Raw genomic sequence first — 25,119 nt, forward strand, 5'->3', positions numbered from 1 at the left:
CTTTCAGTATATTAATTCATGTTTTTCTTATAAAAATATGAACTTATACCTTGCCAAGCGTTTCTAAATTGTTACAAATACTATACAGCTGTAACATTGCCAAAAGGAATTGTAGATGAGAGATCTGACTCCCGAATACTTGCTAGCCGCATTACGCCAAGCGATTAAAACAAAAGGGCTAACATATCGAGAGCTATCTGAGAAAATGGGTATGCCACTGTCTACCTTTAAGAGACATCTTACAAGCACGAATCTCGCTTTAGATAAGTTGCTGGAATATTGTAGAGCGGTTGATTGCACGTTAGATGAACTACAAAAGCTCGCAAATCAATTGCAAGGTGAAGACGAGGATTACTTTAGTCGTACGCAGGATGAGGTATTCTTTCAATTCCCTCACCTTTACGACTTTTATCGTGAATTGAGAATGTTACGAGGTAAAGACGGCTATTCTATTTTAAAGAAAAAGTATGACTTGTCTGAGCAGAGCATGTCCGATTACTTAAAAGCATTAGAGTTGTTGGATCTCGTTTACGTTGATGAAGATAAAAATATAACGCTGCACGGACCTTTATATTATAGCTATGCAGAAAACTCCAAGCTCAACGACAAATATACAGAAATCATAAAAGAGCAGACGACTACCCACGATAAGTGTGTTCGCGTTGCTTTGGCGCGTATGAAAATTACCGAAGAACAGCTTTTGTTACTGGAAGATCAAGTCGCAAAGACCGTCATCGATTTTCATTCCAAAAATGTTGTAGCAGAGAACTTTAATGTTTCTGATTTTACTAATATTGTTCTACTTGCTGGGCCACATCAGCCAGTCACATTCTCTGACGGCATTATTGAGACAGAGGGGCGATTTATTGATGATATTCGTTATGCCATCGCATCTGCAGGTGATAAGCCAAGCCTATCTATATAGATTTTGAGCCTTTTTTGAAGAGAGTTTCTGAAAGGGCGTTGCAAAAGAAAAAGCCTAAGACAGCAAATACTTTGTAAGTAGGGCATTCAGCGGTGTTTGCTCTTAATTCAGATTTAAAGTGTTTTGGGCTTATTTCGAATAATACCTGTTCAGCATCTACTTTCGTTATTTTTAACATGCTGATTTCCTTCGTTGTTCCTCCCAAAGCCTCTCTCGCTTCCTATACAAAGAAACCATTCTCGTTGAACCAAGCATCCTGTAGCTACTTGGGTATGAATAATTGGTAGCTATTTATCTTCTAATTATAAATTTATACTTGAAATGTTTGTTTTTTGATCTATTATGACGAAGTGTCATTTATGACGGTTCGTCAACTTTAGTTGCGTTCCTGTATTAAAGAATCGTGTTACAATTATTGGGAGTGTGTTGGTATACGGATCAAAGGATTATGTTTAACTTTCGCTGTAAAAAATATAGCAAGCAAGACGGATGTCGTGTGTCTTCAGGGCTAACAAAAAAGCAACAGGCGATTGCTGATCGTGAGATAGAGCTTATTCAATTGGCTAAGTCTTTAGTTCAAGAGCAAGGCTTTGCCAACTTAACGATGGACAAGCTTACAGCGTCAAGCCCTTATTCTAAAGGGACGATCTACAATCATTTTTGCAGCAAAGAAGATGTGATTCTTGCGCTTTGTATTCATTCGCTGAAAAGCGAAGCAATATTTTTCGAACGTACCGCCAAATTTAATGGCAATACCAGAGAAAAAATCATTGCGATGCATGTAGGTTATCGTATTTACGCTCGTATGGAGCCAGTACTATCAACTTGTGCGATTGTTGCAAAGACGCCTTGGGTTCTAGAGAAGGCTTCGCCTAAACGTGTGAATGAACTGAATAACTTGGAAGAACAAGTAATAGATGGTGCTGATGCGCTGGTGAACAATGCGGTAGAATGTGGTGATCTTAAGTTTTCTCCCGCAATTGGTTCTGATGCTATTGTATTCGCCAACTGGTCTATTGCATTCGGTTCAAACGCTTTGGCGCAAAATGCATCGAACAGTCGATGTATTCAGCGAATTCAAGACCCATTCTCAGTACTGCACAACGCGAATATGTTACTTGATGGTTTAGGTTGGTCGCCTTTATCTACAGAATGGGACTACCGTAAAACCTGGCGTCGAGTGGAGCAGGAGTTATTTAGTGAAGAGCTTGCTTATTTAGAGTCAGTGAATCGCTAATAAACTGGAAAGGCCAATCTGACGTTATGGTTGGCTTTTTTATCGCACTATTGTGACGAATCGTCATTAAATCTCGAAGGTTGGCGTTCAGCCAATGATCACGAGAAGCATAGGAAGTTACTAAAAACTAACTTATGTAGCCAAATTCATTCGATCTAAAGTTTGCATGTCGAGTTTGTCTGGTTATTTACAGCATTTGCTGTTTTTTTAGTTTTTAAATTTGACGAAACGTCACAAAAGGAGAGTGTGATGCCACATCACAACGTTCAACAATACGCCCGTTCAGGGTGGGGTAAGCTACCAACGAATTACAGTGTATTGGTGATGCTTGCTACCGTTTTATTGATTGTCATAGCAACTATTGGAGGAAAAAATCTTTACTTTAGAGGAGATTACGACATCTTCTTTGATGGAACAAATGAGCAGTTACTTGCGTTTGATGAAATTCAAACCACCTTTGCAAAATCTGACAGTCTTGCTTTGGTTATAGCGCCAAAGAGCGGCACTGTTTTTACTCCTAGCACATTATCTCTTATTCAGCAGATCACTGACGAGGCGTGGCAAGTTCCATACTCGACCCGCGTTGATTCCCTCGCCAACTACCAGCATACCGAAGCGTTTGAAGATGATCTTCTTGTCGAAGATTTACTGTATAGCGAATATGAATTGACACCTCAACGAATAGAGAAAGTCAAAAGTATTGCGTTGAGTGAGCCGGTTTTGAAAAGTTCACTGATTTCTGAAAAAGGAGATGTCACGGTCGTAAACATTACGGTCCAACTCCCTGAAATAGATAAAACTGCTGAAGTACGAGAGGTGGTTGCTTACATAAACGGAATGATTGAGCGTTATCAGCAAGTGTACCCAGACACGGAATTCCACAAGGCTGGTATTATTGCAATGAACTACGCGTTTATGACCGCAGCCCAAGATGATAGCGCAACATTAGTGCCTACTATGTTACTAGTGATATTGGTGTTTCTGACCATCATGTTGCGCTCATTGCTTAGCGTCATCGCGACGCTCATCGTTATTATCGGCTCGGTTATGGTGACAATGGGCTTGTCAGGATGGGCTGGTATGTTCTTAAGCACGGCGACCGTTAATGTGCCTACCTTGGTGATGACGCTTGCCGTCGCAGACTGTGTACACATCATCGCGACAATGCGTCAGTCTATGCAAAACGGCTTTAGTAAAGCCCACTCTATTGAGCGAAGTATTGCGCTCAATTTCATGCCTATCTTGATTACCTCCATTACCACCGCGATCGGCTTTTTAATGATGAATATGTCGGATTCTCCAATCCTGCGAGATTTCGGCAACCTATCAGCTCTTGGCGTCATGGTTGCTTGTTTCCTTTCCATCACGTTACTTCCCGCCTTGCTTAATATCCTTCCGGTTACGGTGAAGTCGGATACTTCTGATGAAAGAAAGCACTTTATGGATCATTTAGGAGATTTCGTGGTGTCAAAGCGACATGCTTTATTGCCGTTGTCGGTGCTTGTTATTGTCGCGAGTGCGAGCTTGATTCCGCTGAACAAAGTCAATGATGAATCCGTCGAGTACTTTGGCCATAGCAATGAATTTCGCCGAGCGGCTGATTTTATGGAAGAGCGAATCAGTGGCATGGCGAACATCAGTATCGCGATAAAAACCAACGAATCGCAGGGCATTGCCGATCCTAATTTTCTCAATTCCGTGGGTAAATTTACTGACTGGCTAAGGTTGCAGCCAGAAACGGACCATGTTGCGACCTTGAGCGATGTTTATAAGCGCCTAAACAAGAACATGCATGGAGATGATCAGGCTTATTACTCGCTCCCTCAAGACAGAGAATTAGCGGCTCAATATCTGCTGCTTTATGAAATGTCACTACCGTATGGTTTAGATTTGAACAACCAAATCAATGTAGATAAGTCGTCGATCAAGATGGTTCTCACCGTGGAGAACTTGGGCAGCGTCGAGCTTGTTGATTTGGAAAATCGCATTTACCAATGGTTTAACGAAAACGCGCCTCAATATGATGTTGTTGCTTCTAGTCCTTCATTGATGTTTGCGCATATTGGTGAAACGAATATGGCCAGCATGCTGTCAACCTTGCCCATTACTCTTGTCTTAATCTCTGCATTACTGATCTTTGCCTTGCGTTCGTTCAAGCTTGGCTTAATTAGTCTTGTCCCGAATATTGCTCCTGCGCTTATTGGTTTTGGTATTTGGGCGCTGGTTTCTGGCGAGATTAACTTGGGATTGTCTGTCGTTGTGACATTAACGCTTGGTGTTGTTGTTGATGACGCCGTTCACTTTCTTTCTAAATATCAACACGCTCGTAAAGATGGCCACAGTGCGGAGCAAGCGGTTCGCTACGCCTTTCGTACCGTGGGGCGCGCACTTTGGATTACGACGGTCGTGCTTGTTGCTGGTTTCTCTGTTCTGGCGATGTCGAGCTTCCGCTTAAATGCCGATATGGGACAGCTGAGTGCCATTGTCATCTTTATTGCCCTTGTTGTGGATTTCATCTTCCTACCGACTCTACTGATGTTGTTTGACAAAGGCGTTTACGACGAGGTGGAGCGCCGAAATAAGCTTAAATCAACTGACTCTCAAACCAAGACTGTTACTCAGTCATAACGAATTAAAGGATCGAACATGAATTTAGTAAAAAATGCCTTAAAAGTATCAGTACTTTCTGTCTCGCTTATTATGAGTCATGCGGTGTTGGCGGATGAAGCCAAAGGACTAGAAATTGCCCAAGAGCGCAAAGCCCGTGATGAAGGGTGGGGGGATTCTGTTGCTACGATGCAAATGATTCTGCGAAACGCGCAAGGAGAAAGCAGCACACGTTTAATGCGCTTACAATCACTCGAAGTTGATGGCGATGGTGACAAAGGGCTCACGATATTTGATGAACCGAGAGATGTAAAAGGCACGGCGTTTCTTAACCATTCTCATACGGTGGGTGCCGATGACCAATGGCTTTACCTTCCTGCACTGAAACGTGTGAAACGTATTTCCTCGCGTAACAAATCAGGTCCTTTTATGGGCAGTGAATTCGCGTATGAGGATCTCAGTTCCTTTGAGATTGAAAAATACCGTTTCAACTACCTAAAAGATGACAGCATAAACGGGCAAGATGTTTTCGTCGTAGAGCAAATTCCGACCGATAAGAACTCAGGTTATACCAAGCAAACGGTATGGTTAGATAAAGCGCATTATCGTCCACTTAAAGTTGAGTTTTACGACCGCAAAGGCTCTTTGTTAAAAACGCTTTCTTTTTCCGATTACAAGCAATATCTCAACCAATATTGGCGAGCGCACACTATGGCGATGACAAATCATCAAACAGGAAAAAGTACTGAGCTAACGACTAGCGAAATGCGTTTTAACACTGGATTGCAAGACAATGACTTTCATAAGAATGTGTTGAAGCGAGTGAGGTAGTGGAGGAAAAATGAAGCGATTAAATGCTGGGTTGTTGCTTAGTGCAGCAGCCTTTTTTTACTCGATGCCTCTGACTGCCGTCGAGCTTGCAGGACAAGTCAATATTGAGCATCGTCAGTTTTTTAAAACGGGCTCTCAGGGTCAGAGCAAAGCGCAAACGTCATTGGTTTTGCAGCCAGAATTTTACTGGGAGATGCAAAATGGTGATGCAAACTTTACTTTCACACCTTTCTATCGTCTGGATGGTCTAGACGATGAGCGAAGTCATGGTGACATACGAGAGGCACTTTATCTGACTTATTGGGATGATTATGAGCTTCGAGTTGGGATTAGTAAGGTCTTTTGGGGAGTGACTGAATCAGCCCATTTAGTTGATGTAGTAAACCAAACAGATGCCATTGAAGCCGTCGATGGTGAAGATAAACTCGGTCAGCCGATGTTACATTTTACCTCTTTCAAAGACTGGGGCACCGTCCACGCAATGTTGTTACCTTACTTTAGGGAACGAACGTTTGCGGGTACAGATGGCCGCTTGCGAACCGACCCCGTTGTCTCTGATGATGCTATCTATGAATCAAGCAGAGAAGAGAAGCACGTAGATGTGGCTTTTCGATATTCGAAAATGCTTGGCGATTGGGACGTAGGCCTGAGCTATTTATATGGAACAAACCGGGATCCTTACTTTCGTTTTGAATACGGAGAATTAAAGTCTTACTACGCTCTGATGAGTCATGTCGGTCTGGATGTGCAAGGAACCGTTGGCGATTGGTTATGGAAACTGGAAAGTATTTATCGAGATAGTGCTGATAATCATGTCGGTCTTGTGACGGGTTTTGAGTATACCTTCGTCGGTGCATTTGACACGGTTTGGGATGTGGGGGTTATTGGTGAGTACCTCTATGACAGTCGTGGGAACAACGCACAAACTATCGGTCAAAATGATGTGTTTGCAGGTATTCGTTGGGCGCTCAATGATGAGGACGGAACGGAAGTATTGACGGGAATTACGAAGGATTTAGATAACGATGATGTTTACAATGCTAAGTTAGAAGCATCGAGCCGAATATCGAATCACGTTAAGTGGCAAATTGATGCTTGGTTGTTTAAAAATGAAACACCAAATGATTTGCTCTACTTCGCTAGAGATGACGATTTTATCGAGCTATCTATTCAATACTATTTCTAAAACAAAAGGGCACAACTAAACGGCAGATTAACTAAAGATGACATTTTTGACGTTTTTGTGCTCTTTTTATTCAATAACCTCTTCTTTTCGTAATTCAATTTGGCATTGGTGCCCGGTTTGGCTACTATGTACAGCTATCAAAAAACCAATCACTCCCTTATGGACACTACCTACAGGTAGATGAGGAAACGATGCAACATCTAGAAGAGATCATTGCTAGCGCGAGCACTGCAATTGAAGCTGCCGAATCGCTAGTCGCACTTGATGAAGTGCGTGTTCAGTATCTGGGTAAAAAAGGTGAGCTAACTGCTCAACTTCAAAGCCTAGGCAAACTACCACCAGAAGAACGCCGTGAAGCTGGTCAAGAGATCAACAAAGCGAAAGGCGTAGTTCAGCAAGCTATCGCAGCTCGTAAAGATGCACTACAACGTGCTGAGCTTGAAGCGAAACTAGCAGCAGAAACAATCGACGTAACACTACCAGGTCGTCGTATTGAAAACGGTGGTTTACACCCAGTAACTCGTACTGTAGAGCGTATTGAGAAGTTCTTTGGCGAACTTGGTTTTAACACCGAGGCTGGCCCAGAGATCGAAGATGCATTCCACAACTTCGATGCGCTAAACATCGCAGCTGATCACCCAGCGCGTACTGACCACGATACTTTCTTCTTCAACCCAGACTTGATGCTTCGTACTCATACGTCAGGCGTACAGATCCGTACGATGGAAAATGGTAAACCACCATTCCGTTTCATCGCACCAGGCCGTGTATACCGTAACGACTACGACCAAACGCACACGCCAATGTTCCACCAAGTGGAAGGCATGCTGGTTGATGAGAACGTAAACTTTGCTCAGCTGAAAGGCATCCTGCACGATTTCCTATGTAACTTCTTCGAAGAAGAAGTAGAAGTACGTTTCCGTCCATCTTACTTCCCATTCACTGAGCCTTCAGCTGAAGTAGACGTGAAAGGCAAAAACGGTAAATGGTTAGAAGTACTAGGCTGCGGTATGGTTCACCCGAACGTGCTACGTAGCGTAGGTATCGATCCTGAAAAATACTCTGGTTTCGCATTCGGTATGGGTGTTGAGCGTCTAACAATGCTTCGTTACGGCGTGAACGACCTACGTGCGTTCTTCGAGAACGATCTTCGTTTCCTAAAACAGTTCAAGTAATCCAGAGGGTTCATCAACATGAAATTCAGCGAATCATGGCTTCGTGAGTGGGTAAACCCTGCGGTTACTACTGACGAGCTAACTCACCAAATTACAATGGCCGGCCTAGAGGTAGACGACGTTCTTCCTGTTGCTGGTTCTTTTACTGGCGTTAAAGTCGGTCACGTTGTTGAATGTGGCCAACACCCAGATGCAGACAAACTGCGCGTAACTAAAGTTGACGTGGGTGAAGAAGAGCTTCTAGACATTGTTTGTGGCGCACCTAACTGTCGCCAAGGTCTGAAAGTAGCAGTCGCAACAGTTGGTGCTGTTCTTCCAGGTGATTTCAAAATCAAAAAAGCGAAACTACGTGGCCAGCCATCTCACGGCATGCTTTGTTCGTTCACTGAACTAGGTATCGACGTTGAGTCAGACGGCATCATGGAACTAGCAGAAGACGCAGTAATCGGTACTGATTTCCGTGAATTCCTAGGTCTAGACGACGTAACAGTAGACGTAGACCTAACAGCAAACCGCGCTGACTGTTTCAGCATTCGTGGTCTAGCTCGTGAAGTTGGCGTACTAAACCGTGCTGACGTGACAGAGCCATTAGTAGAAGCAGTTGCCCCTTCAATCGACGATAAAGTGTCTATCGAAGTGAAAGCGCCAGCTGCGTGTCCACGTTACCTAGGTCGTGTAGTTAAGAACGTAAACGTTCAAGCTGAAACGCCACTATGGATGCAAGAGAAACTGCGTCGTTGTGGTATTCGCTCTATCGACCCTGTGGTAGATATCACTAACTACGTTCTTCTAGAGCAAGGCCAACCAATGCACGCATTCGATCTAGCGAAGATCGAAGGTGGCATCGTAGTTCGTATGGCTGAGCAAGGTGAGAAGCTAACACTTCTTGACGGCAGCGAAGCAGAACTAAACGCAGATACACTAGTAGTAGCGGACCACAACAAAGCACTTGCAATCGCAGGTATCTTTGGTGGTGAAGAGTCAGGTGTAACAACTGAGACTAAAGACGTTTTACTAGAGTGTGCATTCTTTGCACCTGACCACATCCGTGGTCGCGCTCGTAGCTACGGTCTGCACACTGATTCTTCAATGCGTTTCGAGCGTGGTGTGGATTACGCACTACAAGTGAGCGCAATGGAGCGTGCAACTCAGCTTCTAGTTGAGATCTGTGGTGGTGAAGTAGCACCTGTTGTTGCAGTAGAGTCTGAAGCAGACCTACCTAAGCCAAACAAAGTTGCTCTACGTCGTACTAAACTAGACAACCTACTAGGTCACCACATCGCTGATGCTGACGTAGTAGAAATCCTAGAGCGCCTAGGTTTGACTGTTGAAGCTTCTGAAGAAGGTTGGGTGGCAGTAGCGCCAACATGGCGTTTCGATATCGCTATCGAGCAAGACCTGATTGAAGAAGTTGGCCGTATCTACGGTTATGACAACATTCCTAACCAACACCCAGCAGCAGCACTTAAGATGCACAACCACGTTGAAGCGGATCTTCCACTGAAACGCGTTCGTGATCTTCTTGTTGACCGTGGTTACCACGAAGCAATTACATACAGCTTCGTTGAGCCTGAGCAGCAAAAGCTAGTTGTACCTGGTGTTGAGCCTCTCGTACTTCCAAACCCAATTTCTGCAGACATGTCAGCAATGCGTCTTGGTCTTATCCAAGGTCTGTTGAACACGGTTGTTCACAACCAGAAGCGTCAACAGCCACGCGTTCGTCTATTCGAATATGGCCTACGTTTCATCCCATGTGAATCTGCAGAAAACGGCATGCGTCAAGAGCCTATGCTTGCAGGTGTTATTGCTGGTACTCGTGGTGAAGAGCACTGGGATATCGAAACCAACACTGTTGATTTCTTCGACCTTAAGGGCGATCTAGAAGCGATTCTAGAGCTATCTGCGAACGAAAAAGCGTACTCTTTCGCTGCACTGTCACCTGAAAGCAAAAAAGCTAACCCAGCACTTCACCCAGGTCAATCTGCGGCAATCATCGTAGACGGCAAAGAAGTGGGCGTGATCGGTACAGTTCACCCTGAGCTTGAGCGTAAGTTCGGTCTAAACGGTCGTACTATCGTATTCGAAATCGAATGGTCTGCAATCAACAGCAAAGTGATCCCAGAAGCGGTAGCACTTTCTAAATTCCCTTCAAACCGTCGTGATATCGCGGTAGTAGTGGATGAAGCTGTTGCATCTGGTGACATTGTTAACGCTTGTCTAGAGCAAGGTGGCGAGTTCCTTAAAGATGCGAAACTGTTCGACGTTTACGTAGGTAAAGGCGTTGAAGATGGTAAGAAGAGCCTAGCAATCGCTCTGACTCTACAGTCACTTGAGCGTACGCTTGAAGATGCAGATATCGCTGGTGCGGTTGACGCTATCGTTGCTCACGTTTCTGAGAAGTTTGGTGCGTCTCTGCGTGACTAATCTCGCGTAACGTATCTTCTTAAGAAATGAAAACCCTGCCAGTTTGGCAGGGTTTTTTATTTTTAGGATTACCTTATCGTTGTTCAAGTTCCTTACTGCTCGCACCATCCCTCATTACTTTAAAATACTAGACCAAACTAGGGATGGCCCTTACCCGAGATTAGGAACGTATTGTTTTTCAGCTAATACACGCTAACGATAGCTTGTTGGCGGTTAGGCAGCGAGTGAGAGGGTATAGCTAAGCAGAAGAGGTAGCGTAAGAATGCTGAAAAAGTTGCCAAATAGTACCATTGACGCCACTTTCATGGGTTCTATATTCAGCCTTTCCGCAAATAGGTAATTCATGACGGCTGGCGGCAGCATTGTGAAGAGCACCATCATTTGCAATTGCATCGTTGGAAGGGGAATTAACCAATAAATAAGTGCAAAAGCGACAGCACCAGTTGCCAGTGACTGCACGGTACACAACACACCAATCTTTAAACCGTCCAACCTTAAATGACACATTTGTGCCCCCAGAGATAAAAGCATCACGGGTACGGCCGCTTGCCCAAGTAGAGCCGTGGCTTCGTATAAAGGCGCCCATGCACCCACATTTGACACGTTGAGAAACAGAGCCAGCGACGCTGCTAAAAAGATTGGCATCTTGACTATTTGCTTAAAAGGGTTGCCATGACTAAGCAGCATTACGCCTAAGCTGATATGCAAGCATGCTGACACGACAAATAAAAGCACTGCTGACGACAGCGCAATTTCTCCAAACGTATAGGTAAACAAAGGAATAGCTAGATTTCCGCTATTGCGAAACATATGTGGTGGCGCCCAGGCTTTAAACGAGAGTGACGTCCATCGACATACCGGGATCATGAGTAGTGCGGGAATTAAAACCGCGACAATTGCCGCCAAAAGAAGCGGCCCCTGATTTGAATCGAGCGGCATGCTAACGAGTGACGAAAATACCAGTGCTGGCGTAAATACCTCAATATTAATGCGGTTTATTGGGCGAAAGTCAGGCTTGATGTAACGACCGACCAAATAGCCAACTCCGACAAGAGCAAAAACAGGGAAAAGAATATTTATGATTTGATTAATCATGGTCGCCTAGAAGCAGTGTAAGAAGCTAATGAGGAAATACACGAACTTCCACATTATCAATCTTTATATATGGCGTCATCGTTAAACAGCGAGAAGCGTGGGTTTAATCAAGCTTTCTAAGCACAGTTGCAAAGTACAGGTGGTCATACCTTTTAATCTAATTGTTACGTATCGAGTTACATACAAATCACTGAATTTACGACAAGTTCTATGTCAAGTGTCTGTTAAATAACCAATATCTGATATTTTTATTAAATAGTGTTTAATGTTGATATTTAAACTACTTTTAGTTTTATAATCTGGATGTTTTTCCTGATAAAGATGAAACAAAAACAAAAATATCAAATTCCTGGCGTTTAACAATAATTTACGTAGTGCTATTCCTTTTGTTCGCCAAGAAAAAAGTTGGCGAAAATCATAAGCTTGTCATACACTTCCTGATGTAACCCCGATATGTTGTTGAATTGGTAGGGTAAAACTGCTCTGGCGCTACACTAACGTAGCATTGTTTAACATAGCTTTGAGGAAAGTTTTATGGCGCTCACAAAAGCCGAACTGGCAGAAAACCTGTTTGATAAATTAGGATTTAGTAAGCGGGACGCCAAGGAAACGGTGGAAGTGTTCTTTGAAGAGATTCGTAAGGCACTGGAAAGTGGCGAACAGGTAAAACTGTCAGGTTTTGGTAACTTTGATCTTCGTGACAAGAATGAACGACCTGGTCGTAACCCGAAAACTGGTGAAGATATTCCAATTACTGCTCGACGTGTAGTGACTTTTCGCCCGGGTCAGAAGTTAAAAGCTCGTGTAGAAAACCTGAAGAAAGTACAGTAAGCCGAATAAATGGATCACGCTAAGGCGTGGTCTTTTTTTTGCGTAAAATTCGTGTGCATACAAATGAAAACCACCGCAATGCGGTGGTTTTTCTGTTTATGAGAGACGCCTAATGATATCGGTTACGCCGCTTCTAGATGCGTTGTTAAGTATGGTTGCCATGCTTGTTGGTACAAGTTCTTAGACTGTGTACGCATGTTGCGAATAGAAGCAAGCTCTATTTCGCTTAGCTCACGTTTTTCCAACATCGCTTGACGTTCTAGTTTCTGGATTTTTTCGTATAGGTCGTGTTCGGGACCGCTTTTTACATCTGCGATTGCTTTCAAGTGCAGTTGAACTTCGGCTACTAGGTTTGTTTTTGGTAAACGAACGAGCAAGTTCAAGTCTCTATATCCTGAAGGGCCAGGTTTTTTGAATCGATTTTTTACTTTCACAATCGTTGTTTCACGCTCTAACGTTTCATAAATGGAGACTAAGCTGGCGACGTCTTCAGCTACAATCGTTGCACGTGCTAGGTCAGTAATACGTTCAACTTTCCCACCTAATTCTAAAGCTATCTTTTCTTCTGCTCGTTGTTTGGATTTTACACCTGCGAAGTATGGCTGAGCGTCATTAAGAAGTGCGGTACTTTTACAGATAGTTTCAAGTTCAAATTGTGCTTGGTGTGCTTTGCTGTAAAGAATGTCGAAGTCAGAATATGGCTGAGTTGGCGTGGTGTCGATTGACTGAATGCCGTATAAACCGCTAAGGCTGTGTTTAAAAAGTTTCGAACAAACTTCGTTTTGGCTGGTTGAACGATTTTGTTCGCCACTAGGTGCAGGGGTAATTGGAAGTGCGGCAAATGCCGGTGCACGGCTAAGTACCAAAAGCATCAATGCTGTAGTACGAAGAAATAAGCTCATTCACTCTCCTTAACTTGCTTGTACTTAGAAAATAGGGAACATAAAGGTCGCTAAGTTCGGCAAATCAGGTACTAACTTATAAATGGGGCCATTACGAAAGATTCCAAGGTTTCAGTTTTATCTTGAAGTAGAATCGTGCGTTAGATCACCATTTCTCTTTTCTTTATTCTGATTATCAGATAAAGGCGCGTCTCCTATGAGACCGATTACATCCTATCACCGCAGTATTAACCAAAGATGAACGGCATAGACAAATTGAAAAAAAACGTTAGTCTTACCTCTCAAAATGAAAACAGCCGACAAGTAGAAAGTAAAATGAGAGACCAAGAATTTTGGCATAACAAATGGGCCAGCAATCAAATCGGATTTCACTTGGAAGATGTAAACCCGCTATTACCAGTATATTGGAAACACACTAATCCAAAGCGTGAAGATAAAGTGTTAGTTCCTTTATGTGGAAAGTCAGAAGACTTGATTTGGCTAGCGATGAAGCATGATTCGGTTGAAGGTGTTGAGCTAAGCCATATTGCTGTGCGTGCCTTTTTTGCTGAACATTTTTACACGCCAACGGTAACGCCTCTTAATGGCATGCACGAGCTTTATCAATTTGATGAGCTCTCTATTTATACTGGGGACTTTTTCACTGCACCAGTATCTCAAGCCGATATCATTTATGATCGCGCCGCGTTGGTTGCTTTACCGCAAGATATGCGAGAGGAGTATGTAGAGCGTCTCAAGCAACTGCTGAACCCAGGCGGTCGTATTTTGCTTGTCACACTCAACTATCCTCAAGAAGAGATGGCGGGGCCTCCATTTAGCGTGCCGGTCGAAGAGATAGAGCAGTTATTTTCAGGTTACAAAGTTACTTGTTTGAACGTAGATGAAGCTGACGAGAATCATCCTAAAATTGCGAAAAAAGGCTTAAGTCGCTTCTCTGAAGAAGTGTACTTAATCGAGAGTGAATAGGCTCTCTTCGGTTTGGAACACGAAATAGCGCAGCAATTTGAGCTGCGCTATTTTTGTATGAGTGGTTCGTATTTAATAAATGATATTCACTTTTGAAGCACTTTCAACAGCATCTTGAACGGCTTCTTCGGTGGTTTTTCGTCGCGTAAGGACAACACCTAAACGGCGGCGACCATCGATTTCTGGCTTACCGAATAGACGAACTTGTGTTTGAGGTTGAGCTAAAGCTTTGCTTAGGTTTTCAAAGCGAATGTTTGTGGAAGTCCCTTGTCCAAGAATAACAGCAGACGCAGATGGGCCATATTGCACAATATTATTAATTGGCATTCCGGTAAACGCGCGCACGTGGAGAGCAAACTCAGACATTTCCTGTGAAATCATTGTAACCATACCCGTATCGTGAGGGCGAGGAGAGACCTCATTGAAAATGACTTTATCGCCTTTAACAAATAGCTCTACACCAAAGATGCCGTAGCCACCGAGCGCGTTTACCACTTTCTCAGCCGTGTATTCAGCTGCTTTTACTGCGTTTTCTGACATAGTTTGCGGTTGCCATGATTCGCGGTAGTCGCCATCTTCCTGACGATGACCAATTGGAGCACAGAAATGCACACCGTCAACGGTTCTGATGGTCAATAAAGTGATTTCGTAATCGAAGTCGATAAAACCTTCCACGATAACGCGACCTGCACCCGTACGCCCGCCTTCCTGAGCGTAATCCCATGCTTTTGTAACGTCGTCTTCGGTCTTGATAACACTTTGCCCTTTACCTGAAGAGCTCATCACAGGCTTCACCACGCACGGAATACCCACATGCTCAACCGCGGCTTTGAAGTCTTCAAAGTTATCTGCAAAACGATAAGGTGAAGTCGTCAATTCCAGTTCTTCTGCTGCCAAACGTCGGATACCTTCACGATTCATTGTTAGCCTGGTTGCCTTAGCGGTTGGAACAACATTCAGTCCTTTCTCTTCAAGCTCTACCAGTTTGCCGGTTGCGATGGCTTCAATTTCTGGTACGACGTAAGTAGGTTGTTCCTTCGTAATAACTTCTTCTAAGGCGTTCCCATCTAACATGTCGATAACATAACTACGGTGAGCGACTTGCATCGCTGGAGCATTGGCATAGCGATCACAAGCAATCACTTCTAAACCAAGTCTCTGGCATTCAATGGCGACTTCTTTACCGAGTTCGCCAGAGCCTAAAAGTAATACACGGGTAGCATTTGCGCTAGTTGCAGTGCCAAACATAGTGTTCCCTTACAAAATAGAGTGATGAGACAGAAATTGCAGGAGATCATACTGAAGTTTTATGACAAAGCAAACGTTTGCTTTTGGTTTTTAGGTAATAAAAAAGCTCTACATGTTGTAGAGCTCTTTGTTGAATTTGTCGTTTATACGTTGACAAAACTAAGCGGAATATCTGGATTCAACGCTTCCAACGTTGATTGCGTATCGGCTAAATGACTGATCTTACCTTCTGAGTTCTCTACCAATGCAGCGGCTTTGATGCTGTCAAAGGTTTCACCCGCAAGTAAAACTTGGATTAGCGCAACTTGTAACGGCGGCAAGCTAGGATTGAACGCTGCATTTTCTGCATAAGCGCCTTGGAATACACGGCCGCTAGTCATCTCTAATGCTAAACCACTCAAGTTGTTGGTGTATGGTGAGTGGCTCATGTTCATCGCTTCAACTGCACTTTGGATGAGTGCGCCTTCATCATCACATGAGAACTGGTGTTTAACTTCTGCCATTAAGCCGGACTCGATACCGAGATCGTTTGGTCCAAAGGCTTCAGGCAGGTATTCATGAAGTGACTTTTCTTCGCGTTCTGGGAGCTGGATTTTAAGCTCGTTTGCGGTAGATAACTCATTCATGAACTGGCGGCAGTGACCACATGGGCTGAAGTTGATAGTGATATCCTTAACACCACGTTCGCCTTTCATCCAAGCATGGCTAATCGCAGACTGCTCTGCGTGAACCGTTTGACCCAACTGTACACCAAAGAATTCCATGTTGGCACCGAAGTAAAGGCGACCTGAAAGACCACGAACGATAGCGCCGACATAAAAGTCAGAAAGGGGAGCATAGGAGTACGCTGCGGCAAAAGGAAGTAGCGCAACACGAAGCTCTTTGTCTGATAGACCGGTAGCTGAAAGCAACTGCTCAAATTGTTGAACTGAAAGCGTAGCATCAAAATCATCAGCTTGGATGATAGGAGCAAGTTGTTTGGAAAGTGCTTCTGGAGCGCCTGCTAGCGCCTGTTCAATGCGACTTTTCATGTTGAATCCTTGTTATTGCATGGACAGTTATTCTATGTGAAAGATAGAAATGTTCCGTGCGTTAGATCACGATAAATAATGCAATTGATAATTCTGTTACATAATTAGAGTGAGCTCACACATGTATTCGATTGCACAGGTGTGAAGCGTTATCTCCGTCTCACAATTAACCATATCAGTATATATTCATATGACCAAGGAGCAGGAGTATGTTACTAACGCGACTTTTACCGCTATGCTATTTTATACCTACGTAATCTAGAGCGAGTGGTAGCACCTAGAATGCTAACGCTATGAATGTATATCTCGATCAAGTCCCTTCACGATATTACTGGGTGAGGTTGATAGATAAGATAGGGTTTTGAAAAGGGTAAGGAAGAAGCGGAAAGGCTACGGCCTGCCGGAAGGAGGGCAGACCGAGAGCGCTTAACTATTGATATAGCCAGACAGCCAAAGCAAAAAAGCTTGGAGCCAAAATAGAAGTTATGATCCCACATAAAACCAATGCGAGTGATGAGAACGCGGCATCTATGGGCTGTTTCTCTGCACAAGTAGCGGTGCCTAAGGCATGAGAGACTGTACCCATTGTCAGACCACGTGCAATCGGGTGTTTAATTCCAATCAAATTGTAAATTGGGTATGCCAAAATTGCGCCCAATAAACCGACAATCAGAACCAAGATCGCTGCAACGGCGGCTTCACCACCGAGGTGACTCGATATTTCCATCGCTATTGGTGTAGTGACGGACTTACCCACTAGACTCGCGATTAAACTGATATCCGCTTTGAAAGCGACTGCGATCAAGGTGGTTGTCATCATCGACATCACACTGCCTACTGTGCAAGCAAAAGTGATGATTCGCCAGTTTGCTTTAATTTGTGGTAGTTGTTCATATAGTGGATAAGCCAGAGCAACTACGGCTGGTTGAAGTAAAAAACTGATCCCTTCGTTATCCGCATAATACGTTTCAAACGGTACATTTAAGTAAGTAAGCAAAGGAATGAGCACTGCAATACTGATCAGCAAAGGATTTGCTAGAGGATTATTCACTTTGATTGCAATTTGGCGCGCGACAAGAAAAACCGCAATGGTAACAACTAACCACATATCAGTGCTTCTCCTTTAAAAAGTAGTCCAGCAGCCAAGCGAGGCTGACTAGTACAATGAGTGAGCCTCCAACTGCGCTAGCAATGATAGGGAGGGCATTAGCGAGTAGCATATCGAAATGTTGCATTAATCCCACGCTAATAGGAACGAACAATAAGATCATATAGCGGATAAATAGCGTGGCGCCCGGTTTGACCCAGTCGACTTTTACAAGCCCAAGAGTCATGGAGAAAAACAGTACGAGCATACCGATGACACTTCCTGGAACGGAAACGCCAGTGAACTTTTGAATGGTAATTCCGATGCCAAGTGCTCCCATGATGAGGAAGATTGAAATGAGCAGTTGGATCAGTTGTAAGAATCGTTCTTTAATCATTTTGACAGTATATAAACAACAAGCACACCATAAGGTGCGCTTGTATTAGGAGGAGTTAGGAAGCTAAGCTCTCTACATAACGGTACACGGATTTTAATATCGCAATCTTCTTTTCGTCACTTTCATGTTCGTGAACTAAGTTTTCTAAATTCAGCATGTACTCTTCAATTTGGCTTTCAAACACTTCTCGACAGTGTAATGCCCAGCGTCTTTGTTCTTGCTCGTCTAATGTGCCTGGGAAGTTACGCGCACGATAGCGGAACAATAGAGGTTTAATGCGCTTGTCATCAAATTCAATGTCCAATGCGGCAAGATTGTTCGGGTCGGTTTCCCGAATGATATCCATGGCTGCGCGATCGGCCGGAGAGAAGAATCCGTCGTAAAGTTGAGTGTCCACATCATCGCTTTTTTCAAATTGACGTTCGATAGAGAACAAGCCGATTAGTTTTTCTCGAATCTCAGGGTGCTGGCGAAGTAGTGCCAAATTATCGAGACACTTCTGACGATCAATGCCGATGTTTTCTGCGTTTTCCGCCGTTAACGTTTTTGCAGGGGCGAGAATAGGGCATTTGTTCAAATGAACTAGTTTAACTGGCACTGGTAGCAATTCACCAAGATCTTCGCGCTTAGTGTAGAGTCTTTCGTGCAGCTCTTCTGCGGATAGCTCAAGAATAGGTTGAGGGTCTTTCGCTAAATCGATGGTGATAACAGCGTTATTATTGGTTGGATGCCAAGCAACAGGCACAATCCAGCTAGTGTACTGACATTCGCGCCCTAGCATGCCTGAAACGTGCATCAACGGTGTCATGTTGACGATGTCGACTAAATCATTGAGCTTGCGCTTTTGGCGCATAGAAAAAAAGTAATCAAACAATTTTGGTTGCGCTGCTTTTACTTTCTTTGCCATTTCGATAGTCGCAACCACATCTGCCATGGCATCGTGCGCGTTACTATGTTCTATGCCGTTAGCCACGGACAAATGTTCTAATTTAAAGCTAGTGAAGCCATCTTCGTTCTCTGGCCATTCTACGCCTTCTGGGCGAAGGGCATGGCACGCGCGTAGTACATCGAGTAAATCCCAACGTGAGTTACCGTTTTGCCAACTCCATGCGTATGGATCGATAAAGTTGCGATAACAAGTATAACGGGTCACTTCGTCATCAAAGCGAATGCTGTTGTAGCCTAAACTGGTGGTATTTGGTCTCGCGAGTTCAGTGTGAATCTTAGCGATAAACTCTGGCTCAGAAAGGCCTTCTTGAACCGTTTTTTGCGGAGTAATACCAGTAATAAGCGCAGCTTCAGGAGACGGAAGATAATCAGCCGGTGGTTGACAGTACATGACTAAAGGCTCGCCGATGATATTAAAGTTTTCATCTGTACGAACACCAGCAAACTGGCTTGGGCGATCTTTCGCGGGGTTGGTTCCCCATGTCTCATAGTCAAAGAAGAAAAAAGTGGGCTGATTATCTTGGTGCATTCTGCTTACCGTTTACAAAACCGATGGCAGTATTAGACCATTCAACGCCTTGACTAGCAACGAAAGATGCAAGTTGAATTTTTGAAAATGAAAAAAGCCGATGGCGAACCATCGGCTTGATATTTTACGTTTTATCGCTTTGGAAGGAATTTGAGTTCTATGCTCGTGTTTCTTCCAATGTTGCTTCACTTCCTGGTGACTTCAGCACTCGGCTAGCAATTGTACCCGCAGTCATTGAACCTGAAACGTTTAGTGCGGTACGTGCCATGTCAATCAGTGGTTCAATAGAGATAAGCAGTGCCGCGATGGTTACAGGCAAGCCCATTGCAGGAAGAACAATCAAGGCTGCAAACGTCGCACCGCCGCCGACACCTGCAATACCAAATGAGCTGATGGTGATAATCGCAATCAATGACAGGATAAAGTGAAGATCCAGAGGGTTGATACCCATTGTCGGAGCTACCATCACTGCAAGCATTGCAGGATAGATACCCGCACAGCCGTTTTGGCCGATAGTGGCACCAAACGATGCTGATAGGTTTGCAATCGCTGGTGGAACGTTAAGCTTGGTGATTTGCGCTTCTACGTTTAGTGGGATCGTTGCTGCTGAGCTACGAGATGTAAACGCGAAGGTCAGTACAGGCCAGATTTTCTTAAAGTATTCCGCAGGGCTAACGCCGACAAAAGAGACTAATACGCCATGAACAACAAACATCAGTGCGATAGCAACATAAGACGCCACAATAAAGCCAAGTAGGTTTAGGATGTCGCCTGCGCTTGATGTCGCTACCACTTTTGCCATCAGTGCTGCGATGCCGTATGGCGTTAGGGCCATGATCATCTTCACTAATCGCATAACGATAGATTGAGCTGCTTCTACGAAAGTACGAATCGGTGATTCCAACTCTGCTTTTTCCATCATCACTTTACGAGCGGCGATACCAGTTAACACGCCGAAAATCACAACAGCGATAATTGATGTCGAACGAGCACCTGTTAGATCAGCAAATGGGTTGGTTGGAATGAAGCTAACTAGCATTTGAGGAATAGTTAAGTCACTTACTGTACCGGCACGGCTTTCTAAAACGGCGATACGAGCGGTTTCACGCGCACCTTCAGTTAACCCTTCTGCTGACAGGCCAAATGTCGTTGTCACCAAAATACCGATAAGTGCAGCAATTGCAGTCGTTACTAGAAGAACAGAGATGGTCAGGCCAGAAATTTTACCTAATGATCCACCTTTCTCCAATTTAACAACTGCAGAGATCATCGATACCAACACCAGTGGCATGATGACCATTTTCAGTAGACCAACGTAGCCACTGCCTACAATGCCTACCCATTCAAGTGTTTGAGCAATAGCGCTGTTGCCTTCACCGTGAATGAGTTGCAAAGCAAGACCAAAAAGAGAACCGGTAACAAGACCGATCAAAACGAGACGTGAAAGAGTGTGTTTCTTTTGTTGTTGGTTAAATAGAAAGAACAATATGCCAACAAAGACGGCTAGAGAGGCTATCACTGCAAAATTCATAATTTGACCTTATCAACCAGCCGAAGTGGCGGTTGTTTTTTATACGGGGTTTTATACGGATTTATTTATGGAGCGTAAGATAACGCTCGTGATATAACTTTAAAAATGACAAACGGGTATTAGCTAGATCTAAAATGAATATAAAAACGAGATCTAAGTCGCGTGAGAGTGTGAATTAGCACGTTAATTGTACAAAATGGTTATTCGTAGTGATGCAGTAAGTCACGCATTTCTTTCCTTTGTAAGTAAACCACCGAGTCTTCTTGATAACTGAAAAGTTGATAAATCATCGCTTTGGCGACATCTTCTGCTCGAATCGGTAAAAAGTTGGACAGTTTGCCTAGCATAAGTGGGCGAATTACCTTAAACAGAGTTTGTACTAACTTCTCGTCCATTCTTGGGTTTTGACGTTGACCAACAAGCGGGCCTGGGCGAACAAATACGATTTCCTCAAAATCCATAGCTTCGATTCGTTGTTCCATTTGTCCTTTACAAGCTAAGTAATGGGATGGCGATTTACTATTTGCACCGAGGCTAGAAACAACCGCAAGGCGTTTGACTCCGATTGTTTTCATTTGTTGGGCGACTTTGCACACCAGATCAACATCTACTCTACGCAAATTATCCTTACTGCCTGCTTGCTTAAGGGTCGTGCCTAAACAGATAAAGCCGATGGTTGGTGTTGGTTGGTTCTCATCCCATTGGTGGATAGAAAGGTCTGCATCAATGAGAGGAATAAGCTTGTTGTCCACATCTAGGACGCCATCGAGTGTGCGGCGAGAAAGATAATATAATGTTCCAACACCTGATTGATTTATGAGGTTTGCAATGACTTTTGAGCCTACTAAGCCAGTTGCACCGGCGATGATTGCGCAGGTGTTGTTATCCATATCTTTTCTCCTATATGGGAACATAGTCTAAGCTATTGTAGCGGATTTCAACGAGTTACTTATAATCTCGTGCAAGAAAGGTGAGACGCTCTGCGAACTCGGCAGACTATCCTGAGATAAACTTGATTAGCGCTGCCCCAATTGGATGCAAGTGTATACAATAGTGGGCGCGCAAAAACTGTCGCTGAACAAGACCTCTTGAACAACAGAACACCTCTCACCCAGACAACATCAAAGGAACGTAAAAAATGGATGACTCTTTTGCTGCGGAGATACAAGCACGCATAGATAACAAAACCAAACCCGTCGGTTCTTTAGGCTTATTGGAAAAGGTGGCACTGCAGTTAGCTCTTATTCAAAGTCAGGATAAACCTCAGCCAGTTGATTCCATCGCTATCTGCAAACCGAGCATGCTGGTATTTGCTGGAGATCACGGCGTTGCAGAGGAGGGTGTGAGCATTGCGCCAAGCGAAGTCACTCAGCAAATGGTGGCTAACTTTCTCGCTGGCGGCGCAGCCATCAACTGTTTTTGCGACATTAATGGCATTCAACTCAAAGTAATAGATTGCGGCATGTTGGCTCCTATTGATGTGCTGGTTCCAGAATTTAAATCCCATCCCAACTTGGTTGAACAACGGTTGGGTAACGGTACGGCTAATTTTTCTAAACAATCCGCGATGTCCCCAGAACAAGTGGCGTTAGGTTTAGAATATGGTGCGAAGATTGCTGAGCATACCATTTTGCATGGTTCAAACCTCTTAATGTTCGGCGAGATGGGCATCGGTAATACCAGTTCGGCCTCAGCACTGTTATCGGCGCTGAGCTCATTAGATATTGATTATTGTGTTGGCGTTGGCACCGGAATCAATCAACAGCAGTTGAGCCGCAAATATAAACTGGTAGCACAGGGGGTAAACCGATGTCGAGGTCTTGATACCAAAGCGATTCTCGCACAGGTTGGGGGCTTTGAAATCGTACAAATGGTGGGCGCTTTTTTAGAAGCCAAGCGGCTTAAAACTCCAGTTTTAGTGGATGGGTTTATCGTATCGGTAGCGGCTTATATTGCGACGTTGTTAGACGAAGAAACGCGTGAATACATGTTGTTTGCCCATCGCTCTGAAGAAAATGGACATAAATTTGTATTGGAACATCTAAAAGCAGAACCTCTGCTCGACCTTGGTTTACGGCTAGGGGAGGGAACAGGAGCCGCTCTTGCCTTGCCTCTGTTAAAAGCTGCTGCCCAGTTTTACAACAAAATGGCGAGCTTTGAGAGTGCAGGAGTTACAGTTTAGTGTCAGTCCCTGATAATTCTGAGAAAGTCATGCCGTCATCGTTAAGATACCAGTGGGAGTTATTTCTATTAGCTACCAGTTTTTTTAGCCGCTTACCCGTGCCCCAAGCGTTGCCTTACAGTGAAGAACGCATGAATCAGGCAGGCCGTTACTTCGCGTTAGTTGGTCTCGTGCTTGGAGCGCTTTGCGCTTTGGTATTCTCGCTCACCTCAATTCTTTTCCCTGAGTCGGTTGCCATAGTATTAACGATGGTGTTTAGCTTATTGTTAACTGGGGCTTTTCACGAAGACGGCTTGACCGATATGGCGGATGGCATTGGCGGTGGCATGACCGTAGAGCGACGCCTCTCTATTATGAAAGACAGTCGTATTGGCACTTATGGTGCCGCCACTCTCATTATGGCGTTATTGGCTAAGTATGTTTTTTGGAGTGAACTGGCTAACTTGCCGCACTTTTGGTTGGTCATTGTCGTCGCTTACACCGTAAGCCGAGCACTAGCTGCGACGCTTATTTATGACATGCCTTATGTCAGTGACAGTGATACGTCGAAAAGTAAACCGCTAGCAAGTCGCCAGTCTTCTCTAGAAGTCTCCATTTTGTTGTTTACTGGTGGCGTAACATTGCTTGTGCTTGGTATCGCGGATGCGATCTTGATATCGCTTGTTCTCGTGGTATTTCGTTTGATGTTCAAACGTTGGTTAACCAAGAGAATTGGCGGCTTTACGGGGGATTGCCTTGGCGCAGCGCAACAGTTGTCGGAACTGCTTATTTATCTCACTATGATTGGGTTGTATCACTCCTCATGAAGCAATTGATACTCGGTGGCGCGCGCTCTGGGAAGTCGCATTTGGCAGAAAAAACAGCTAAGCAATTATCGGTCGCTTCTCATCGATCATTACACTATGTTGCAACCGCGCTGCCATTTGACCAAGAAATGCGAGAGCGAATAGCGCATCATCAAAAGCAACGCGGGGGCGAGTGGCAAGAGCATGAATGCCCCCTTCATTTATCTGAGTTACTGACAAATTTCGCTACCACCGATGTTGTATTGGTCGACTGTTTAACCTTGTGGCTCAACAATTGGATATTTGAGTTAGGTGATGAATGTTCCAATGAGAAGCTAGAAGCAGAAATTGAAAAGCTTATAAAGATGGTACGTGGCTCAGATGCGACGTTAATATTCGTCTCTAACGAGGTTGGAATGGGCATTGTACCTTTGGGGGCGGTTAGTCGTTATTTTGTGGATAATGCAGGACGGATGAATCAAAAACTAGCCAGTGTTTGCCATCGCGTTACCTTTGTTGCTGCTGGTTTGCCGTTGGTTCTTAAAGAGTAGGATGGAACAAAATGAAAACACTCAATATCTATCTTGTGCGTCATGGAAAAGTAGACGCTCCACTAGGACTCCATGGCCAAACAGATGTAAAAGTTACGCCTGCTGATCAAGAGAGTATTGCTCGGGCTTGGGCCGAGAGTGGACGAGGTGTGGGTGGAATAATTTCTTCTCCGCTTTCACGCTGTCAAGAACTGGCAAACATCATTGCTGAACAGCAATTATTACCAGTAATGACGGATGAGTCTTTACAAGAGATGGCATTTGGTGATTTTGATGGTATGCCTTTTGATATGCTCACTAAGCAGTGGAAAAAGCTAGATGCTTTTTGGCAATCGCCAGCACAACATACGTTGCCGAATGCTGAGAGCTTAAGCACATTTTCTGAGCGCATATGTCGCGTTTGGTCTCAAATCATCAACGATATCAATGACAATCTACTTATCGTCACGCATGGTGGCGTCATTCGTATGATTCTTGCTCATGTATTGGAGTTAGATTGGCGTAACCCAAAGTGGTATTCGACGTTGTCGATAGGAAACGCTTCTGTCACGCATGTAACAATTACCATAGATGAGCAAATTTACGCCTCGGTGCGTTCGATTGGCGTACCTCTTTTAACTCGTTAATTTATAAATATTAAAATGCCCAGAA

23 protein-coding genes are annotated in these 25,119 nt (G+C 44.1%); 13 read left to right on the plus strand and 10 right to left on the minus strand.

The features are described from left to right. Positions 1-115: 115 nt before the first annotated feature. Positions 116-925: a helix-turn-helix domain-containing protein gene (locus R7F07_RS09950; RefSeq protein WP_005377917.1), complete on the plus strand. Its 810-nt coding sequence runs from the start codon at positions 116-118 to the stop codon at positions 923-925. Here the strand turns inward: R7F07_RS09950 and R7F07_RS09955 are convergent. Next, positions 918-1,103: a hypothetical protein gene (locus R7F07_RS09955; RefSeq protein WP_005377915.1), complete on the minus strand. Its 186-nt coding sequence runs from the start codon at positions 1,101-1,103 to the stop codon at positions 918-920. The genes R7F07_RS09950 and R7F07_RS09955 overlap by 8 nt on opposite strands. 270 nt (positions 1,104-1,373) lie before the next feature. Here R7F07_RS09955 and R7F07_RS09960 point away from each other — a divergent pair, with 270 nt between their 5' ends. The 6 genes from R7F07_RS09960 (at position 1,374) to pheT (ending at position 10,385) form a co-directional block, all read left to right on the plus strand. Beyond that, positions 1,374-2,162, plus strand: coding sequence for a TetR/AcrR family transcriptional regulator (locus R7F07_RS09960; RefSeq protein ID WP_005377913.1), 789 nt, complete (start codon positions 1,374-1,376; stop codon positions 2,160-2,162). A gap of 249 nt (positions 2,163-2,411) precedes the next feature. Next, on the plus strand, positions 2,412-4,790 hold the full coding sequence (locus R7F07_RS09965) for an efflux RND transporter permease subunit (protein ID WP_158173819.1): 2,379 nt from the start codon (positions 2,412-2,414) through the stop codon (positions 4,788-4,790). 18 nt (positions 4,791-4,808) lie between these two features. Continuing rightward, positions 4,809-5,600 carry an outer membrane lipoprotein-sorting protein gene (locus tag R7F07_RS09970; protein WP_025766823.1) on the plus strand — a complete coding sequence of 264 codons (792 nt, stop codon included), beginning with the start codon at positions 4,809-4,811 and terminating at the stop codon, positions 5,598-5,600. 10 nt (positions 5,601-5,610) lie between these two features. Continuing rightward, positions 5,611-6,786 carry a hypothetical protein gene (locus R7F07_RS09975; RefSeq protein WP_158173820.1) on the plus strand — a complete coding sequence of 392 codons (1,176 nt, stop codon included), beginning with the start codon at positions 5,611-5,613 and terminating at the stop codon, positions 6,784-6,786. A 191-nt stretch (positions 6,787-6,977) separates the two neighbouring features. Then, a complete protein-coding gene (gene pheS / locus R7F07_RS09980; protein WP_005385470.1) occupies positions 6,978-7,961 on the plus strand; it encodes a phenylalanine--tRNA ligase subunit alpha in 984 nt (327 codons plus the stop codon). An 18-nt stretch (positions 7,962-7,979) separates the two neighbouring features. Next, the gene (pheT, locus tag R7F07_RS09985) at positions 7,980-10,385 is read left to right on the plus strand and encodes a phenylalanine--tRNA ligase subunit beta (protein WP_158173821.1); all 2,406 of its coding nucleotides are present in this window, start codon (positions 7,980-7,982) and stop codon (positions 10,383-10,385) included. A gap of 213 nt (positions 10,386-10,598) precedes the next feature. On the opposite strand, the gene R7F07_RS09990 is transcribed toward pheT, so the two are convergent. Beyond that, entirely contained in the window at positions 10,599-11,480 is an 882-nt protein-coding gene (locus R7F07_RS09990) for an AEC family transporter (RefSeq protein ID WP_171342709.1), read from the minus strand. 534 nt (positions 11,481-12,014) lie between these two features. Here R7F07_RS09990 and ihfA point away from each other — a divergent pair. Further along, positions 12,015-12,311 carry an integration host factor subunit alpha gene (gene ihfA, locus R7F07_RS09995; RefSeq protein ID WP_005377899.1) on the plus strand — a complete coding sequence of 99 codons (297 nt, stop codon included), beginning with the start codon at positions 12,015-12,017 and terminating at the stop codon, positions 12,309-12,311. Positions 12,312-12,433: 122 nt separating this feature from the next. On the opposite strand, the gene R7F07_RS10000 is transcribed toward ihfA, so the two are convergent. Beyond that, entirely contained in the window at positions 12,434-13,213 is a 780-nt protein-coding gene (locus tag R7F07_RS10000; protein ID WP_017821825.1) for a phosphoribosylglycinamide formyltransferase, read from the minus strand. A 315-nt stretch (positions 13,214-13,528) separates the two neighbouring features. Here R7F07_RS10000 and R7F07_RS10005 point away from each other — a divergent pair, with 315 nt between their 5' ends. Then, a complete protein-coding gene (locus tag R7F07_RS10005; protein WP_021707633.1) occupies positions 13,529-14,179 on the plus strand; it encodes a thiopurine S-methyltransferase in 651 nt (216 codons plus the stop codon). 72 nt (positions 14,180-14,251) lie between these two features. Here R7F07_RS10005 and purT read toward each other — a convergent pair whose 3' ends face one another. The 7 genes from purT to R7F07_RS10040 all read right to left on the minus strand — a co-directional run bounded on the left by purT (position 14,252) and on the right by R7F07_RS10040 (position 21,840). Next, on the minus strand, positions 14,252-15,427 hold the full coding sequence (gene purT, locus R7F07_RS10010) for a formate-dependent phosphoribosylglycinamide formyltransferase (RefSeq protein WP_171342708.1): 1,176 nt from the start codon (positions 15,425-15,427) through the stop codon (positions 14,252-14,254). A 143-nt stretch (positions 15,428-15,570) separates the two neighbouring features. Beyond that, positions 15,571-16,458: a cytidine deaminase gene (gene cdd, locus R7F07_RS10015; protein ID WP_017633940.1), complete on the minus strand. Its 888-nt coding sequence runs from the start codon at positions 16,456-16,458 to the stop codon at positions 15,571-15,573. 430 nt (positions 16,459-16,888) lie between these two features. After that, positions 16,889-17,566 (minus strand): LrgB family protein, encoded by a 678-nt coding sequence (locus tag R7F07_RS10020; RefSeq protein WP_005377888.1) that lies wholly within the window; start codon positions 17,564-17,566, stop codon positions 16,889-16,891. 1 nt (position 17,567) lies between these two features. Next, positions 17,568-17,942: a CidA/LrgA family protein gene (locus R7F07_RS10025; protein ID WP_171342707.1), complete on the minus strand. Its 375-nt coding sequence runs from the start codon at positions 17,940-17,942 to the stop codon at positions 17,568-17,570. Positions 17,943-17,997: 55 nt separating this feature from the next. Then, positions 17,998-19,419 carry an exodeoxyribonuclease I gene (gene sbcB, locus R7F07_RS10030; protein ID WP_053303162.1) on the minus strand — a complete coding sequence of 474 codons (1,422 nt, stop codon included), beginning with the start codon at positions 19,417-19,419 and terminating at the stop codon, positions 17,998-18,000. Positions 19,420-19,576: 157 nt separating this feature from the next. Next, on the minus strand, positions 19,577-20,950 hold the full coding sequence (locus R7F07_RS10035) for an L-cystine transporter (protein ID WP_169628426.1): 1,374 nt from the start codon (positions 20,948-20,950) through the stop codon (positions 19,577-19,579). 200 nt (positions 20,951-21,150) lie between these two features. Continuing rightward, the gene (locus R7F07_RS10040; RefSeq protein ID WP_025766774.1) at positions 21,151-21,840 is read right to left on the minus strand and encodes an NAD(P)H-binding protein; all 690 of its coding nucleotides are present in this window, start codon (positions 21,838-21,840) and stop codon (positions 21,151-21,153) included. 248 nt (positions 21,841-22,088) lie between these two features. On the opposite strand from R7F07_RS10040, the gene cobT reads away from it, so the two are divergent. Genes cobT through cobC form a run of 4 tightly spaced genes read left to right on the plus strand, consistent with a single transcriptional unit; the run spans position 22,089 to position 25,094 of the window. Continuing rightward, positions 22,089-23,132 (plus strand): nicotinate-nucleotide--dimethylbenzimidazole phosphoribosyltransferase, encoded by a 1,044-nt coding sequence (cobT, locus tag R7F07_RS10045; protein WP_085569560.1) that lies wholly within the window; start codon positions 22,089-22,091, stop codon positions 23,130-23,132. Between the two features lie 29 nt (positions 23,133-23,161). Next, positions 23,162-23,938: an adenosylcobinamide-GDP ribazoletransferase gene (locus tag R7F07_RS10050; RefSeq protein ID WP_171342761.1), complete on the plus strand. Its 777-nt coding sequence runs from the start codon at positions 23,162-23,164 to the stop codon at positions 23,936-23,938. Next, positions 23,935-24,468: a bifunctional adenosylcobinamide kinase/adenosylcobinamide-phosphate guanylyltransferase gene (gene cobU, locus R7F07_RS10055; protein ID WP_171342706.1), complete on the plus strand. Its 534-nt coding sequence runs from the start codon at positions 23,935-23,937 to the stop codon at positions 24,466-24,468. The genes R7F07_RS10050 and cobU overlap by 4 nt, the downstream gene beginning before the upstream one ends. Before the next feature lie 11 nt (positions 24,469-24,479). Continuing rightward, positions 24,480-25,094, plus strand: coding sequence for an alpha-ribazole phosphatase (gene cobC / locus R7F07_RS10060; RefSeq protein ID WP_171342705.1), 615 nt, complete (start codon positions 24,480-24,482; stop codon positions 25,092-25,094). The last annotated feature ends 25 nt before the right edge of the window (positions 25,095-25,119 follow it).

It is taken from the genome of Vibrio sp. YT-16, assembly GCF_033337405.1.
In the GTDB taxonomy this organism is placed as follows: Bacteria; Pseudomonadota; Gammaproteobacteria; order Enterobacterales; family Vibrionaceae; genus Vibrio; species Vibrio alginolyticus.

Coding starts and splice junctions, on each gene's coding strand:
- R7F07_RS09950 (WP_005377917.1), top strand. CDS start 116: ATGAGAGATCTGACTCCCGAATACTTGCTAGCCGCATTACGCCAAGCG.
- R7F07_RS09955 (WP_005377915.1), bottom strand. CDS start 1,103: ATGTTAAAAATAACGAAAGTAGATGCTGAACAGGTATTATTCGAAATA.
- R7F07_RS09960 (WP_005377913.1), top strand. CDS start 1,374: ATGTTTAACTTTCGCTGTAAAAAATATAGCAAGCAAGACGGATGTCGT.
- R7F07_RS09965 (WP_158173819.1), top strand. CDS start 2,412: ATGCCACATCACAACGTTCAACAATACGCCCGTTCAGGGTGGGGTAAG.
- R7F07_RS09970 (WP_025766823.1), top strand. CDS start 4,809: ATGAATTTAGTAAAAAATGCCTTAAAAGTATCAGTACTTTCTGTCTCG.
- R7F07_RS09975 (WP_158173820.1), top strand. CDS start 5,611: ATGAAGCGATTAAATGCTGGGTTGTTGCTTAGTGCAGCAGCCTTTTTT.
- pheS (WP_005385470.1), top strand. CDS start 6,978: ATGCAACATCTAGAAGAGATCATTGCTAGCGCGAGCACTGCAATTGAA.
- pheT (WP_158173821.1), top strand. CDS start 7,980: ATGAAATTCAGCGAATCATGGCTTCGTGAGTGGGTAAACCCTGCGGTT.
- R7F07_RS09990 (WP_171342709.1), bottom strand. CDS start 11,480: ATGATTAATCAAATCATAAATATTCTTTTCCCTGTTTTTGCTCTTGTC.
- ihfA (WP_005377899.1), top strand. CDS start 12,015: ATGGCGCTCACAAAAGCCGAACTGGCAGAAAACCTGTTTGATAAATTA.
- R7F07_RS10000 (WP_017821825.1), bottom strand. CDS start 13,213: ATGAGCTTATTTCTTCGTACTACAGCATTGATGCTTTTGGTACTTAGC.
- R7F07_RS10005 (WP_021707633.1), top strand. CDS start 13,529: ATGAGAGACCAAGAATTTTGGCATAACAAATGGGCCAGCAATCAAATC.
- purT (WP_171342708.1), bottom strand. CDS start 15,427: ATGTTTGGCACTGCAACTAGCGCAAATGCTACCCGTGTATTACTTTTA.
- cdd (WP_017633940.1), bottom strand. CDS start 16,458: ATGAAAAGTCGCATTGAACAGGCGCTAGCAGGCGCTCCAGAAGCACTT.
- R7F07_RS10020 (WP_005377888.1), bottom strand. CDS start 17,566: ATGTGGTTAGTTGTTACCATTGCGGTTTTTCTTGTCGCGCGCCAAATT.
- R7F07_RS10025 (WP_171342707.1), bottom strand. CDS start 17,942: ATGATTAAAGAACGATTCTTACAACTGATCCAACTGCTCATTTCAATC.
- sbcB (WP_053303162.1), bottom strand. CDS start 19,419: ATGCACCAAGATAATCAGCCCACTTTTTTCTTCTTTGACTATGAGACA.
- R7F07_RS10035 (WP_169628426.1), bottom strand. CDS start 20,950: ATGAATTTTGCAGTGATAGCCTCTCTAGCCGTCTTTGTTGGCATATTG.
- R7F07_RS10040 (WP_025766774.1), bottom strand. CDS start 21,840: ATGGATAACAACACCTGCGCAATCATCGCCGGTGCAACTGGCTTAGTA.
- cobT (WP_085569560.1), top strand. CDS start 22,089: ATGGATGACTCTTTTGCTGCGGAGATACAAGCACGCATAGATAACAAA.
- R7F07_RS10050 (WP_171342761.1), top strand. CDS start 23,162: ATGCCGTCATCGTTAAGATACCAGTGGGAGTTATTTCTATTAGCTACC.
- cobU (WP_171342706.1), top strand. CDS start 23,935: ATGAAGCAATTGATACTCGGTGGCGCGCGCTCTGGGAAGTCGCATTTG.
- cobC (WP_171342705.1), top strand. CDS start 24,480: ATGAAAACACTCAATATCTATCTTGTGCGTCATGGAAAAGTAGACGCT.